The organism is uncultured Sphingomonas sp. (genome assembly GCF_913774285.1).
GTDB lineage: Bacteria > Pseudomonadota > Alphaproteobacteria > Sphingomonadales > Sphingomonadaceae > Sphingomonas.
This window is the reverse complement of record NZ_CAJYHX010000001.1, coordinates 37,425-50,820: the sequence shown is the minus strand read 5'-3', so window position 1 is coordinate 50,820 and position 13,396 is coordinate 37,425. Positions and strand designations below refer to the sequence as shown.

General features: G+C 68.5%; 10 protein-coding genes. 6 read left to right on the top strand and 4 right to left on the bottom strand.

The genetic code is table 11. From position 1 onward, the window contains the following. Nucleotides 1-26 precede the first annotated feature (26 nt). Complete coding sequence (gene dnaN, locus QZ670_RS00190; RefSeq protein WP_121072435.1) at nt 27-1,139, top strand: DNA polymerase III subunit beta; 1,113 nt, start codon at nt 27-29, stop codon at nt 1,137-1,139. A gap of 267 nt (nt 1,140-1,406) precedes the next feature. Beyond that, nucleotides 1,407-2,171, top strand: coding sequence for a Coq4 family protein (locus QZ670_RS00185; RefSeq protein ID WP_294250123.1), 765 nt, complete (start codon nt 1,407-1,409; stop codon nt 2,169-2,171). On the opposite strand, the gene QZ670_RS00180 is transcribed toward QZ670_RS00185, so the two are convergent. Together QZ670_RS00180 and QZ670_RS00175 are read right to left on the bottom strand one after the other, a co-directional pair. Continuing rightward, nucleotides 2,168-2,905 (bottom strand): hypothetical protein, encoded by a 738-nt coding sequence (locus tag QZ670_RS00180; RefSeq protein ID WP_294250121.1) that lies wholly within the window; start codon nt 2,903-2,905, stop codon nt 2,168-2,170. The two genes, QZ670_RS00185 and QZ670_RS00180, sit on opposite strands and share 4 nt — an antisense overlap. Continuing rightward, nucleotides 2,905-3,711 carry a hypothetical protein gene (locus QZ670_RS00175; RefSeq protein WP_294250118.1) on the bottom strand — a complete coding sequence of 269 codons (807 nt, stop codon included), beginning with the start codon at nt 3,709-3,711 and terminating at the stop codon, nt 2,905-2,907. Before QZ670_RS00175 ends, QZ670_RS00180 begins: the two co-directional genes overlap by 1 nt. Nucleotides 3,712-3,786: 75 nt before the next feature. On the opposite strand from QZ670_RS00175, the gene recF reads away from it, so the two are divergent. After that, a complete protein-coding gene (gene recF / locus QZ670_RS00170) occupies nt 3,787-4,854 on the top strand; it encodes a DNA replication/repair protein RecF (protein WP_294250115.1) in 1,068 nt (355 codons plus the stop codon). Nucleotides 4,855-4,857: 3 nt separating this feature from the next. Here the strand turns inward: recF and QZ670_RS00165 are convergent, their stop codons facing one another. Further along, nucleotides 4,858-6,261 carry a M20/M25/M40 family metallo-hydrolase gene (locus QZ670_RS00165; RefSeq protein ID WP_294250113.1) on the bottom strand — a complete coding sequence of 468 codons (1,404 nt, stop codon included), beginning with the start codon at nt 6,259-6,261 and terminating at the stop codon, nt 4,858-4,860. 96 nt (nt 6,262-6,357) lie between these two features. Here QZ670_RS00165 and QZ670_RS00160 point away from each other — a divergent pair, with 96 nt between their 5' ends. The 3 genes from QZ670_RS00160 to QZ670_RS00150 are packed head-to-tail and all read left to right on the top strand — an operon-like array spanning nt 6,358 to nt 11,293. Next, nucleotides 6,358-8,769: a ligase-associated DNA damage response DEXH box helicase gene (locus QZ670_RS00160; RefSeq protein WP_294250110.1), complete on the top strand. Its 2,412-nt coding sequence runs from the start codon at nt 6,358-6,360 to the stop codon at nt 8,767-8,769. 53 nt (nt 8,770-8,822) lie between these two features. Further along, a complete protein-coding gene (locus tag QZ670_RS00155) occupies nt 8,823-9,827 on the top strand; it encodes a retroviral-like aspartic protease family protein (protein ID WP_294250107.1) in 1,005 nt (334 codons plus the stop codon). A gap of 32 nt (nt 9,828-9,859) precedes the next feature. Then, entirely contained in the window at nt 9,860-11,293 is a 1,434-nt protein-coding gene (locus QZ670_RS00150; RefSeq protein WP_294250103.1) for a mannitol dehydrogenase family protein, read from the top strand. A gap of 154 nt (nt 11,294-11,447) precedes the next feature. Here the strand turns inward: QZ670_RS00150 and QZ670_RS00145 are convergent, their stop codons facing one another. Next, on the bottom strand, nt 11,448-13,394 hold the full coding sequence (locus QZ670_RS00145) for an oligopeptide transporter, OPT family (protein ID WP_294250098.1): 1,947 nt from the start codon (nt 13,392-13,394) through the stop codon (nt 11,448-11,450). Nucleotides 13,395-13,396 lie beyond the last annotated feature (2 nt).

Below are 13,396 nucleotides of genomic sequence, written 5' to 3'. Positions count from 1 at the left end.
GGCGACGGCCCGGGGGTTTGAGGTACATGAAGGCGACGATCGAACGCGCAACTCTGTTGAGGGGCCTGAGCCACGTCCAGTCCGTGGTCGAGCGGCGCAACACGATTCCGATCCTGTCCAACGTGCTGATCGATGCGCAGCTGGGCGGCACGATCCGGCTGATGGCGACCGATCTCGATCTGCAGATCGACGAGACGATCCCGGCGGCGGTCGACCAGGTGGGTGCTACGACGGTGTCGGCGCACACGCTGTTCGACATCGTCCGCAAGCTGCCCGAGGGTTCGCAGGTGGTGCTCACCGCCGCCGAGGGCAAGCTGACGGTGGTGGCCGGCCGCGCCCGCTTCCAGCTCGGCACGCTGCCGCGCGACGATTTCCCGATGATCGCCGAGGGCGAGCTGCCGACCACGTTCGAGCTGCCGGCGGAGACGCTCAAGCAGATCATCGACAAGACCCGCTTCGCGATCTCCACCGAGGAGACGCGCTATTATCTGAACGGCATCTTCTTCCACGTGACCGACGATGCCAGCCGCATGCTGCGCGCGGCGGCGACGGACGGCCACCGGCTGGCCCGCGTCACTGTGCCCTGCCCGGACGGCGCCGACGCGATGCCGGGTGTGATCGTGCCGCGCAAGTGCGTGGCCGAGCTGCGCAAGCTGCTCGACGAGGTCGACGGTTCGGTGGGCGTGTCGCTCTCGCCGTCGAAGATTCGCTTCGACCTGGGCCAGGCGATCCTCACCTCGAAGCTGATCGACGGCACCTTCCCCGATTACAGCCGCGTGATCCCGACTGCGAACGACAAGCTGCTCAAGCTCGATCCGAAGAGCCTGATGCAAGGCGTCGACCGCGTCTCGACCATCGCGACCGAGAAGACCCGCGCGGTGAAGATGGCGCTGGAGCGCGACAAGGTGGTGCTCTCGGTGACCAGCCCCGAGAATGGCGTCGCGGCGGAAGAAGTGCCGGGCGAATATGCCGCGATGGGTTTCGAGATCGGCTTCAACAGCCGCTACCTGATGGACATTCTCGGCCAGATCGAAGGCGATCTCGTCGAAGTACATCTGGCAGATGCGGCGGCGCCGACGCTGATCCGCGAGAATGATTCGTCGCCCGCGCTCTACGTATTGATGCCGATGCGCGTCTGATCCCGCACCGGTTTTTCTTGGCAGCAAAGCGGCTTGTCCATGGTTGACGGCCGCTTTCGAGCGCACCCCGCGCTTTCCCCGGCTATGTCGGCACTTTCTTTGCGACCATAAGCAGGGCCAAGCCCCGAGGGTCGCACTTTACGGGACTTGGGTCGGGCGGCGGATCTCCCTGGATCCGTCGTCCGCCTCGGTCGAATGGTCGCGCGCGTTGAAAAGGCCGGGCGTCTCTGCTATTAACAGCCGTGTCAGTTAGTGGAATCGGACTGCATGGCGACCAAGGCTCCGCAACCGTTGCTCAACCCCGGGGTGCCGCTCAAGCGCGAATGGGGCACCGCATTGTCGGCGCTGCGCAAGCTGCTCGCCAATGGCGACGATACCGAACAGGTCTTCAAGATCATGCGCGCGCTGAACGGGGACGTCAGCCAGCGCAATTATCGCAAGCTGCTCACCATGCCCGGCGGCGGCAAGCTCGCCTATCGCCGGCTGGAGCTGTCGCAGCGCCTGTCCGACCGAAGCTGGATCGACAGCTTCGCCCCCGGTACGCTCGGCGCGGCGTACCGCGACTTCCTCGATTCGACCGGCTATTCGGCCGACGGTCTGGTCCAGGTCAGCATGGTCGAGGGCGGGTTCCAGGGCATCGAGGTCGAACACCCCTATGCCTGGATGGGGCGGCGCGAGCGCGACATCCACGATCTCTGGCACGTGCTGACCGGCTACAAGGCCGACGAGCATCTCGGCGAGCTGTGCCTCGTCGCCTTTTCCTATGCGCAGACCGGCGGCACCGGCTGGGGCTTCATCGCCGTTGGCGGGGCGCTCAAGAGCATTCGCACCACCGGGCGGCTCGACTGCGTGAAGGCGATTTGGGAAGGCTATCGCCACGGCAAGCGCGCCGGCTGGCTGCACGCTGAGGATTACGAGAAGCTGCTCGAGGAGCCGCTGGACGCGGCGCGGGCGCGGCTGGGGATTGCCGAGCCGAAACGGTATCGCATCGCCCAGACGCGGCTGGCCGAAGCGGGAATCGGGGCGCTTTAAGGGGTATCGCCCCAGTTCCGCTTTTCCTCCTGCCGCTTCTCCTCCATCTCTTTCGCGATGGATCGCAGCGCCTCGGGGCTGGACAGATCCTTGGGGACGGCGAAGCGGGCAGGGGCGATCGGCCCAAAGTCGACCGCGAGCAACTGCACGGTCTTGGCGTCACCGATCATCAGCGGCGCGCCCTTTTCCGCCATCGCCACCAGGGCCGCGCGGAACTGGCCGCGCTTGTCCAGGGGACCGAACGTATCAAAAAAGCCGCGGGCCGCCGATCGGAGTGCGCGGTTCACCGGCGCCAGCTTGGGCGAGTCGGTGAACGCGGCTTCGATGCTGTCGGCCGGGTCGCTCTTGCCGGCAAGCCAGAGCCGCCAAACCTGCCCCTGCAACCCCAGCACCTCGACTGCGCGCAGCGGTTCGAGACGCGGGGCGGCCGTAGCCGGTGCGGAGGGCGGCGGCGTCCTCCCGGCCGCGTGGAACAGTACGCGGACGAACTCCAGCATGTCGTCGCGGCGGCCGGAGATCGCCATGCCGTCGAACTTGCCGAACGTGACATAGTCCTCGCCGCCGTGCCGGACATAGATGACGTCGTCGATCTGGACACGTGCATCGCCATTGTCGGCCACTTCCACGATCAGCCGGTCGATGCCGGCCTTGTAGGTCGCGGTGACGTCCGCCAGCGCCGGCCACGGGGCCAGCGCCAGCAGGATCGGCAATGCGCGTGCGAGACGCTTGCGCATTACTTCGCGGCCGGAGTCGCTTCCGGTGCGGGAGCAGGTGCGGCAGGTGCTGCAGGCGCGCCCTGAGCCGGTGCTTCGCCGGCCTTGTCGCCGGCGGCCTTGGCGGCTTCGAGCGCCTTGTTGGCCTGGTCCTCGATGCGCTTGCGGAGCGCCGCGCGGTCGAGCACCTTCGGCAGCGCGAACTCGCTGGCGGGGATGGCACCCGGCTTGATGCTCTGCAGCGTCAGCGCTTCGCCCAGGCGGAGCACGGCGCCCTTGGCGATCACGTCTTCCAGCACCTTCTCGGCCTTGGGCACGCTGGTGAACACGGTCGCCATGCGCGCGCCGGTCAGCTTGGTCTGCATGCCGATTGCGGCGGCGATGTTCTTCAGGCGGCTGTCGTCGCTGACGACGATGCGGATCGAATCGCCCTGCGGGTTGCCCTTGGGCTGCACGCTCCAGATCGTGCCCTTCTGGTCGCCGACCTTCTCCTCGCCGACCTGGACCGCCTCATAGTCCGGGTCCTGCGGCAGCGCCTGGGGCTTCATGCCCTTGGCCATGGCCATGTCCTGCGTCGCGCCGACGAAATCGGCGAAGCTGGCGGCGAACTTGTCGTTGCCGTCGGTGATCACGACGTAATCGGTGCCGCCCTTGTGGATCAGGGTCTGCGGGCCGGCTTCCACCTTGGCGTCGCCATTGGCGGCAGCCTTCACGGTGATCGTGCCGCGGCCGCCGGCGGCGGCGTAGGTCGCGGTCACGTCCTCGGGCGCCTTGGAGCAGGCCGCCACCAGCGCGAGCGCGGCAATCGTAACAGTCTTGCGGATCATGTGTTTCTATCCCTTCGCCCTGATCTATCGGCCAAGCGGTGTTCGTGGGCAAGGTGCTGCGCTACAGCCCCTTTCATGGCCGTCAAGCGTCTCCTGCTCACCGACTTCCGCAACCACGAGGATGCCCTGCTGACCCCGGGGGCGGACTTCGTCGTGCTGAGCGGCGAGAATGGCGCGGGCAAGACCAACATCCTGGAGGCCGTCTCGCTGCTCGCCCCCGGCCGGGGCTTGCGCGGCGCGCCGCTGAGCGAGATGGCGCGGCAGGGCGGGGCGGGGGGGTTCGGCATCGCGGCTACGCTCGACGAGGCCGAGATCGGCACCGGCACCCGCGCCGACGCGCCCGAGCGGCGGATCGTGCGTGTGAACGGTGCGACGGCGGCGGCGACCAGCCTCGCGCAGTGGCTGGTGGTGTTGTGGCTTACGCCCGCGATGGACCGGCTGTTCCTGGAGGCGCCTGGGGACCGCCGCCGCTTCCTCGACCGGCTGACGCTCGCGCTCAACCCCCGTCACGCCCATGAAGCGACCCGCTATGAAGCGGCGATGCGCGAACGCAACCGGCTGCTCGCCGACGAGCTGCCGCCCGACCCCGCCTGGCTTGACGCGCTGGAGGCGCGGATGGCCGAGCATGGCGCGGCGATCGACGCCGCCCGCCGCGATGCTGTGGCGGCACTGGGCGCACGTCTGGCCGACCAGCCCGCGGGGCCCTTTGCGCGTGCCGGGCTGACGCTGGAGGGCTGGCAGGGCGACGCCCCCGCGCTCGCCGCCGCGCTGCGCGAGGGCCGCCGCCGCGATGCCGCCGCCGGGCGCACCCTCACCGGCCCGCACCGCGCCGACCTGCAGGTCATGCATCTCGACAAGGCCCAGCCCGCGCATCTCTGCTCGACCGGCGAGCAGAAGGCGCTGCTGCTCGGCATCGTGCTGGCCCATGCCGAGCTGGTGGCAGACCGGGTCGGTACCCCGCCGATCCTGCTGCTCGACGAGGTCGCCGCGCATCTCGATCCGGGCCGCCGCGCGGCGCTGTTCGAGCGGCTTGCGGGACGCGGGCAGGTATGGATGACCGGCACCGAACCCGCGCTGTTCGAGGCGGTCCCCGCCACCGCCACCCTCTACCGGGTAGCAGACGGCAGGGTGGAGCCCGCCTGAGCCTCACTCCTGCTCGGCATACGCCTTCACCAGATCGAACAAATAGTCGCGGCCGGTATAGAGCGAGCGGACCTCGATCCGCTCGTTCAGCCCGTGCACGCCGTTGCCGTCAGGATCGCCCCAGGCGCCCGGCACGCCATAGGTCGGGATGCCCACGGCGGCGAGGAAGATGCCGTCGGTCGCGCCGGTCGACATGGTCGGCACCAGCGGCACGCCGGGGAAATATTTGGCGACCAGCTTCTCGGCCGGGCCCACCACCTTCGGATCGAGCGCGGGCGACTTGGCGATCGGCCGCACCGGCGGGACCATGGTGATCGTCACCTTCGCGTCGCCGATCGCCGTGGCCAGCGCCTGTTGGATTTCTTCGCTGCTGTGCCCGGGGAAGATCCGGCAATTGATGTTCGCAGCAGCCCGCTGGGGCAGGGCGTTGTTGGCGTGGCCGCCCTCCAGCAAGGTTGCGACGCAGGTCGTGCGCAGCATCGAATGGTAGATGCGATCGGTGTTGAGCAGCGTCTCGGCACCCTTGTCGGCCGGATTGGCGGCGATCGCCACCATCGCCTTGCCCATCGCATCGCTCCGCGCCGCACCCGCCTTGGCGAAATAGGCGCGGGTGGTGCCGGAGAGCTCCAGCGGGAAATCATAAGCGCGGATCTTCACCAGCGCGTCGGCCAGTTCGTAGATCGCATTGTCCGGCACGGGGATCGAGCTGTGGCCGCCGGGGTTGCTCGTTTCCAGCCGGAAGTTCTGCACCGCCTTCTCGCCGACCTGCATGCTCTGGACGAGCACCTTGCCATGCCCGTCCGACTTGCCGCCGCCGCCTTCGTTGAGCGCGAATTCGGCGTCGATCAGGTCGCGCTTGTTCTTGGCCAGCCATTCGGCGCCGTTGAACGCCCAGGTCGTCTCCTCGCCGCAGGTGAGCGCCAGCTTCACGGTGCGCTTGGGCTTGTACCCCGCCTGCTGGAAGCGGATCAGCGTGTCCGCCCAGGTGGCCGCCATCGCCTTGTCGTCGGCGGTGCCGCGGGCGTAATAATAGCCATTCTCCTCGACCAGCTTGAACGGATCGCGGGTCCAGTCCTCGCGCTTGGCCGCCACCACGTCGAGATGCGCGAGCAGCAGGATCGGCTTGGCCTTTTTCGACGTGCCCGGATAGACCGCGACCAGCCCGCCGTCCCTGGGATGCTCGGGCGTGGCGAACAGGGTGAGCTGGTCGTCCTTGAACCCGGCAGCTTTCAGCCGCGCGGCAATCTGCTCGGCTGCCTGGGTGCAACTGCCGACATTCACCACGGTGTTGGTCTCGACCAGTTCCTTGTAGAGGTCGAAGAACTTGGCCTGATCGGGCCGCGTCTGCGCAGCGGCGGGTGCGGCGATCGCGACGGCGAGCGCGGCGGTGGCGAGAAGCATCTTCATCCGGTTTTCCCCATTTGCCCTGCGCGCAATGGAGCATGGGAAAGGGGAGAAGGGAAGCGCCTCCACAGACGCTTCCGCGCTCCCTACATAGGGCTCGTGCCCGCCGATCTCCCCGCACCTCTGGCCGACTGGTTCACCGCGCGCGGATGGGCGCCGCGGCGGCACCAGTGGGACATGCTCGCGGCCGCCCGGGCGGGGCGGCATGCGCTGCTCGTCGCACCGACGGGGGCGGGCAAGACGCTCTCCGGCTTCCTGCCGACGCTCGCGGATCTGATCGAGGCGCCGGTCGAGGGGCTGCACACGCTATACATTTCGCCGCTCAAGGCGCTGGCGGTGGACGTCCAGCGCAACCTGCTCACCCCGATCGAGCAGATGGGGCTGCCGATCCGCGTCGAGACGCGCACCGGCGACACCCCGCACGAGAAGAAGGTCCGCCAGCGCGCCCGCCCGCCGCAGGTGCTGATGACCACGCCCGAATCGCTCAGCCTGCTGCTCTCCTATGAGGACAGCCTGACGATGTTCGCCGGGCTGAAGACGGTGGTGATCGACGAGATCCACGCCTTCGCCACCAGCAAGCGCGGCGACCTGCTGGCGCTGGCGCTCGCCCGGCTGGAGCGGCTGGCGCCGGGGTTCCGCCGCGTCGGCCTGTCCGCGACGGTCGCCGATCCCGACGGCTATCGCGCCTGGCTCGCCCCCTATGGCGACATCGATGCGGTGACGCTGGTGCAGGGCGAAAAGGGCGCCGATCCGGACATTGCGATCCTGCTCCCCGAAGGCCGCGTGCCCTGGGCCGGGCATTCGGGCATCTATGCCATCCCGCAGGTGATGGCCGAGATCGAGACGCACAAGACGACGATCGTCTTCTGCAACACCCGGGGCCTGGCCGAACTCGTCTTCCAGCAGCTGTGGAAGGTCAACGAGCTCAAGCTGCCGATCGGCGTGCACCATGGCAGCCTCAGCCTGGAGGCGCGGCAAAAGGCCGAGCAGGCGATGGCCGACGGGCGGCTGCGCGCGCTGGTCGCCACCGCCAGCCTCGACCTTGGGGTCGACTGGGGCGATGTCGACTGCGTGATCCAGATGGGGGCGCCCAAAGGCTCGTCGCGGCTGCTCCAGCGGATCGGCCGCGCCAACCACCGGCTCGACGAGGCAAGCGAGGCGGTGCTGATCCCCGGCAATCGCTTCGAATATCTCGAGGCACGCGCGGCGCTCGATGCGGTCGAGGCGGGCGAGCTCGATCCCGACATCTTCCGTCCCGGCGCGCTCGACGTGCTCGCCCAGCATGTGATGGGCTGCGCCTGCGCCGCGCCCTTCCGCGCCGCGGATATGCTGCAGGAAGTACGTGCAGCATTGCCCTATTCGGCGCTGACCGAGGAGGTGTTCGACCGCGTCCTGAATTTCATCGCCGATGGCGGCTACAGCTTGCGCGCCTATGATAAGTTCAAGCGGCTGACCCAAGGCAAGGACGGCGTCTGGCGGGTCACCCAGCCCAATTTCATTGCGCAGCATCGGCTCAACGCGGGCATTATCGTCGAATCGCCGATGCTGGAGGTGCGGTTCAAGAACGGCAAGCGGCTGGGCAAGGTGGAGGAGGGGTTCGCCGCCTCGCTTTCGCCGGGCGACACCTTCTTCTTCGGCGGCCTCGCACTGGAAGTGGAGCGGGTCGAGGCGACCGACCTGATCGTCCGCGCCACCGCCAAGCAGGCGCGGGTGCCGAGCTATATGGGCGCGCGGCTGGCGATCACCGCCAACCTTGCCGACCGCGTGCGAACCTTCCTGTTCGATCGCAGCCAGTGGACCCGCTTCCCGGCGGACGTGCGCGAATGGCTGGAGACACAGGACCGGCGCTCGACCTTGCCAGCACCGGGCCAGCTGCTGGTCGAAACCTTCCCGCACGAAGGCCGCTACCATCTCGTCATCTACAGCTTCGAAGGCTGGAACGCGCACCAGTCGCTGGGCATGCTGGTCACGCGGCGGATGGAGGCGATGGGGCTCAAGCCGCTCGGCTTCGTCGCCAACGACTATGCGCTGGCGGTATACGGGCTGGAGAAGATCGTCGATCCGCGCCCGCTCTTCTCGCCCGACATCCTCGAACATGAGTTCGTCGACTGGGTGCAGGGCTCGGCGCTGCTCAAGCGCGCCTTTCGCGAAGTGGCGATCATCGGCGGGCTGGTCGAGCGCCAGCATCCCGGCAAGAAGAAGACCGGGCGGCAGGTCACCTTCTCGACCGACCTGATCTACGACGTGCTGCGCAGATACGAGCCCGACCACCTGCTGCTGCGCGCCGCCTGGGAAGATGCGCGCGCCAAGATGACCGATGTCGGTCGACTCGCGCGGCTGCTCGACGAGGCGCGCGCGCGGATGCTCCATGTAGACCTGGAGCGGGTGAGCCCGATGGCCGTTCCGGTGCTGATCATGATTGGTCGGGAGTCGGTCGCGCAAGGCACCACCGAAGATGCGCTGCTCGAAGAAGCGGAGGCTATTGCTGCCGAGGCGATGCGGCTCGACTGACCCCGTTCTTTTGCGGGATTGCTGCGCAACATGGACAGGCATATTTTCGCGCAATGTTCGGAGTCTCGTCCTCGCTTGTCCTTTGGGCCCTGCCGCTCGGCTTGCTGGCGAGCGGGCCTCTCGGCGTGCGTACGGACCCGGAAACGGCACCCGCCGCCGGCCAGCCCGACGCGATCCAGCTGGCGCTCGGCGAGACCAATGCGCGGCTCACCGTGCCGGTGGCGATCACCCAGCAGGGCCCGTACAACTTCATCATCGATACCGGCGCCGAGCGCACGGTGGTGTCGCGCGAGCTGGCGGCGCGACTCGGGCTCGCCGCGGGTGCGTCGGTGCACGTCACCTCGATGACCGGGCGCAGCCTCGCCACCACCGTGATCGTGCCGGATCTCAAGATCGAATCGATCGGCACCGCGCACCAGATCGTCGCGCCTGCCTTCGATGCCGCCAATATCGGCGCCGCCGGGCTGCTCGGCATCGACACGCTGCGCGATCACGAGGTGACGATCGACTTCGATACCGCGACCATGGCGGTGCGCCCCAGCGTCAAGCGCAAGCGGAACGAGAAGCACGATCCGGACGAGATCATCGTCTCGGCGAAGGACCAGTTCGGCCAGCTGATCGTCACCGATGCCTATTATGGCAATGCCCGCGTGCAGGTGGTGCTCGATACCGGCTCGCAGGTGACGATGGGCAATGAGGCGCTGCGCCGGAAGGTGGGCAAGAGCGTGGGCGTGCTGCAGACGATCGAGCTGACCAGCGTCGATGGCGGGAAGACGCTGGCACAATATGGCCATGTGCCGGACATGCGGGTGAGCAACGTCGCATTCGATGCGCTGCCGGTCGCCTTTGCCGAGGCCGAGCCGTTCAAGCGTTTCGGGCTCACCAGGCGGCCGGCGATCATGCTCGGCATGGACGCAATGCGGAGTTTCCGCCGCGTCGAGATCGACTTTCCCAACCGGCGGGTGCGCTTCTTCCTGCCGCGCGGCACGCGGGACAAGCGCGCCAATTTCGAAGCGCCGCTGCTGCCGCCCGGCTTGCGCAACCCCGCGCGCGATTGACTTTACCCGTCGGGTCTGATTGGCCTGACCATATGACCACGCTCTCGCGCGCGACGCTGGCCGGCCTTCCTGCCGGCATCCTCCGCCCCGGCCACGACCTGGCCGCGATCCGCACCGGCATCGTCCATTTCGGCCCCGGCGCGTTCCACCGCGCCCACCAGGCGGCCTTCATCGATAAGGTGCTTGACAGCGATCCGCGCTGGGGCATTGCCGCGGTGTCGCTGCGCAGCGGCACCACCACCGACGCGCTGAAGGCACAGGACGGGCTCTACACGCTGGCGGTGATTGACCGTGAACCCTCCACCCGCATCATCGCGGCGCACTCGGATGCAATCGGCCCGGGTGAAGGCGCCCGCCTGCGCGCGCTGCTCGCCAGCCCGGAGGTCCGCATCGCCACCAGCACGGTGACCGAGAAGGGCTATTGCCTGGGCGGCGACGGCACGCTCGACATGAATCATCCCGACATCGTCCATGATCGCACGCGCCCGGAAGAGCCGGCCAGCGTGATCGGCTGGATCGTCACCGGCCTTGCCGATCGCCGCGCGGCGGGCGTGGCGCCCTTTGCGATGCTCTGCTGCGACAACATGACCGGCAATGGCGGCAAGCTCCGCGCCGCTTGCGTGGCGCTGGCCCGCGAATGGGATTCGGGCCTGGCCGACTGGATCGCGGCGGAGGTGGCGTTTCCGGATTCGATGGTCGATTCGATCACGCCTGCCAGTGACGCGGCGTTCCTCGGCAAGGTGGCGGACGAACTCGGCGTCGAGGACAAGGCGGCGGTGCAGCGCGAATCCTTCACCCAATGGGTGCTGCAGCGCTTCGACATGGCCGACGGCCCGGACCTCGCTGCGGCGGGCGTCACGCTGACCAATGACGTGCGCGGCTATGAGCAGGCCAAGCTGCGCATCCTCAACGGCAGCCATTCGAGCCTCGCCTATATCGGGCTGGTGCTCGGCCATGAGACGGTGTTCGAGGCGATGTCGGACGGGGTGCTCGGCGGCTTCGTGACGCGGCTGGCGCATCAGGACATCGCGGCGTCGCTGGGGCCGGTCGATGGGCTGGATTTGCCGGGCTATGTCGACGCGGTGCTGGACCGCTTCCGCAACCCGGCGATCCGGCATTTGCTGGCGCAGATCGCCTGGGACGGGTCGCAAAAGCTGCCCTATCGCCTGCTGGATACGACGGCGGCGGCGCTCGATGCCGGGCGGCCGGTGGAGCGGCTGGCGATGCCGGTGGCGGCGTGGATCGTGTTCCTCGCGGCGAAGGCGAAGGCCGGCGAGAAGATCACCGACCCGCTGGCGGATGTGCTGGCGGCGGCGGCGACCGATGCGGCGCCGGTGGAGGCGATCCTTGCGCTGCGGCAGGTGTTCCCGGCAAGGGTGGCTGAGGATGCGCGGTATCGCGAGGCGCTCGGCGCTGCATTCGCGGCGATCCAGGCCGGCAAGATCGGCGAGCTGCTGGCCGGGTGAGGCTTAAAGATCCTCTCCCGGAGGGGGAGGGGGACCGCCGCCGCAGGCGGTGGTGGAGGGGTGTCCCCGTCCAAGCGGCTGGCGCCATTTCAGCGCTGACACCCCTCCGTCGCGCTGCGCGCGCCACCTCCCCTTACAGGGGAGGATCAGAGAATCACCGCGCCTGTCGCCGCGTGTAGAGATACAGCCCCGCCGTGATCGCCAAGAACAGCGCCGTGCCCCCTGCCAGCGCCACACCCGCGAACCCAGGCCCCACCAGCGCCAGCGGGGACTCGCTCCCCGTCTCGTACACCACGCCGGCGTAGAACACCCCGAACAGGCTGTCGCCGACGATCATGCCCGTCGCCATCAGCACGCCCATCCGCTTGACGAACTCGGGGTCGCGGGCGCGCTCGGCGGCGCGGTCGTAGAACCAGCCGATCACCGCGCCGACTACCACGGTCAACGTCACGCCCATCGGCAGATAGATGCCGAGGCCCACCGCCAGCGGCGGCAGGCGGAACCTGGTGGTGCGGGCCAGCAGCTCGTCCAGCAGGATCACGCCCGCGCCGATCAGCGCACCGATCCCGATCAGGTCCCAGCGTAGGTCCCCGCCCAGCACGCCCTTGGCGAGCGACGAGATCAGCGCCGCCTGTGGGGCGGGCAGCGCATCGGCGCTGGCACCCGGCACGCCGGCAAAGCCAAACGAGGCGTTGAGCACGCTCAGCACCGGCGGGATGACGAGGCTGCCGAAGATCACGCCGAAGATCAGCGCGACCTGCTGCTTCCACGGCGTGGCGCCGACCAGCTGGCCGGTCTTGAGGTCCTGGAGATTGTCGTTGGAGATGGTCGCCACGCCGAACACGATGCCGGTGACGATCAGCGCATAGGCAATCAGGGCCTGGGTCGTGCCCGGATCGAGGTTGCGCCCGAACATGCCGACCAGCATCAGCGAGGCAGCGACGACCGACAGGATGCCGATCCCCGAAACCGGGCTGTTCGACGCGCCGATCAGGCCCGCCATGTATCCGCACACCGAAGCGATCACGAGCCCGACGACCAGCACGAACACCAGCGACCCCGCCACCAGCAGCCCCGCCGAGGCGGAGAGCGGCCCGCTCGCCAGCACGCTCCACAGCAGCCAGCCGATCGGCAGCAACATGCCGAGCGTTACCACGGCAACGATCCCGATCGGCAGGTCGCGTTCGCCGATCGCCACCTCCGCGCCGCTCCGCGCGGCGGCCGAGGCGGCGAGCGAGGAGCGAATGCCGCCGATCACCGGGCCGATGATCTTGAGCAGCGTCCAGATCGCCGCCATGCCGATCGTGCCCGCGCCGAGGAAGCGCACGTCGCTGCGGAACACGGTGTTGGCCACCGCCTCCGCCGCGCCGGGCATGCCGGCGCTGAGGATCGGCAGCGCGATCCACCAGCCGATCGCCACGCCGACCAGGATGGCGATGCCGACGGTGAGGCCGATCAAATGCCCCGCGCCGATCAACGCGAACTGCAGCCCGCCGATGATCCCGGTCGAGCCCGCGCCCGCCTTGAAGAACACCGCGCCTTCCTCGGCCGCCAGCTTCATCCGCGTGACCAGCGCGAAGCCCGCCGAGGCGAGCGCGTTGACCACGATCACCTTGAGCCCGCGCGCGCTTTCCTCCGCGCCCTCGCGGCTGCCGGCGCCGACCTGCAGCACTTCGGCGGCGGCGCGGCCTTCGGGATAAGGGAGGTCGGGCGAGTCGACGACGAGCGCGCGGCGCAGCGGCACCGAGAACATCACGCCGAGGATGCCGCCGAACATCGTGATCGCGGCGGTCTCGACATAGGGGAAGCCGTTCCACCAGCCGATCATCACCAGGCCCGGCAGCACGAAGATGATCGCCGCCAGCGTCCCCGCTGCGCTGGCGACGGTCTGGACGATATTGTTTTCGAGGATCGTCGAACCGGGAAAGAAGCGCAGGATCGCCATCGAGATCACCGCGGCGGGGATCGAGGTGGCGAAGGTGAGGCCGATCTTGAGGCCGAGATAGACATTGGCGGCGGTGAACAGCAGCGTGATCGCGCCGCCGAGCAGCACGCCGCGCAGCGTGAGTTCAAGCGGCGCGCGGGCAGGGGCAGTAGCCATGC

Coding starts and splice junctions, on each gene's coding strand:
- QZ670_RS00150 (WP_294250103.1), top strand. CDS start 9,860: ATGACCACGCTCTCGCGCGCGACGCTGGCCGGCCTTCCTGCCGGCATC.
- QZ670_RS00175 (WP_294250118.1), bottom strand. CDS start 3,711: ATGATCCGCAAGACTGTTACGATTGCCGCGCTCGCGCTGGTGGCGGCC.
- QZ670_RS00185 (WP_294250123.1), top strand. CDS start 1,407: ATGGCGACCAAGGCTCCGCAACCGTTGCTCAACCCCGGGGTGCCGCTC.
- QZ670_RS00180 (WP_294250121.1), bottom strand. CDS start 2,905: ATGCGCAAGCGTCTCGCACGCGCATTGCCGATCCTGCTGGCGCTGGCC.
- QZ670_RS00145 (WP_294250098.1), bottom strand. CDS start 13,394: ATGGCTACTGCCCCTGCCCGCGCGCCGCTTGAACTCACGCTGCGCGGC.
- recF (WP_294250115.1), top strand. CDS start 3,787: ATGGCCGTCAAGCGTCTCCTGCTCACCGACTTCCGCAACCACGAGGAT.
- QZ670_RS00165 (WP_294250113.1), bottom strand. CDS start 6,261: ATGAAGATGCTTCTCGCCACCGCCGCGCTCGCCGTCGCGATCGCCGCA.
- QZ670_RS00155 (WP_294250107.1), top strand. CDS start 8,823: ATGTTCGGAGTCTCGTCCTCGCTTGTCCTTTGGGCCCTGCCGCTCGGC.
- dnaN (WP_121072435.1), top strand. CDS start 27: ATGAAGGCGACGATCGAACGCGCAACTCTGTTGAGGGGCCTGAGCCAC.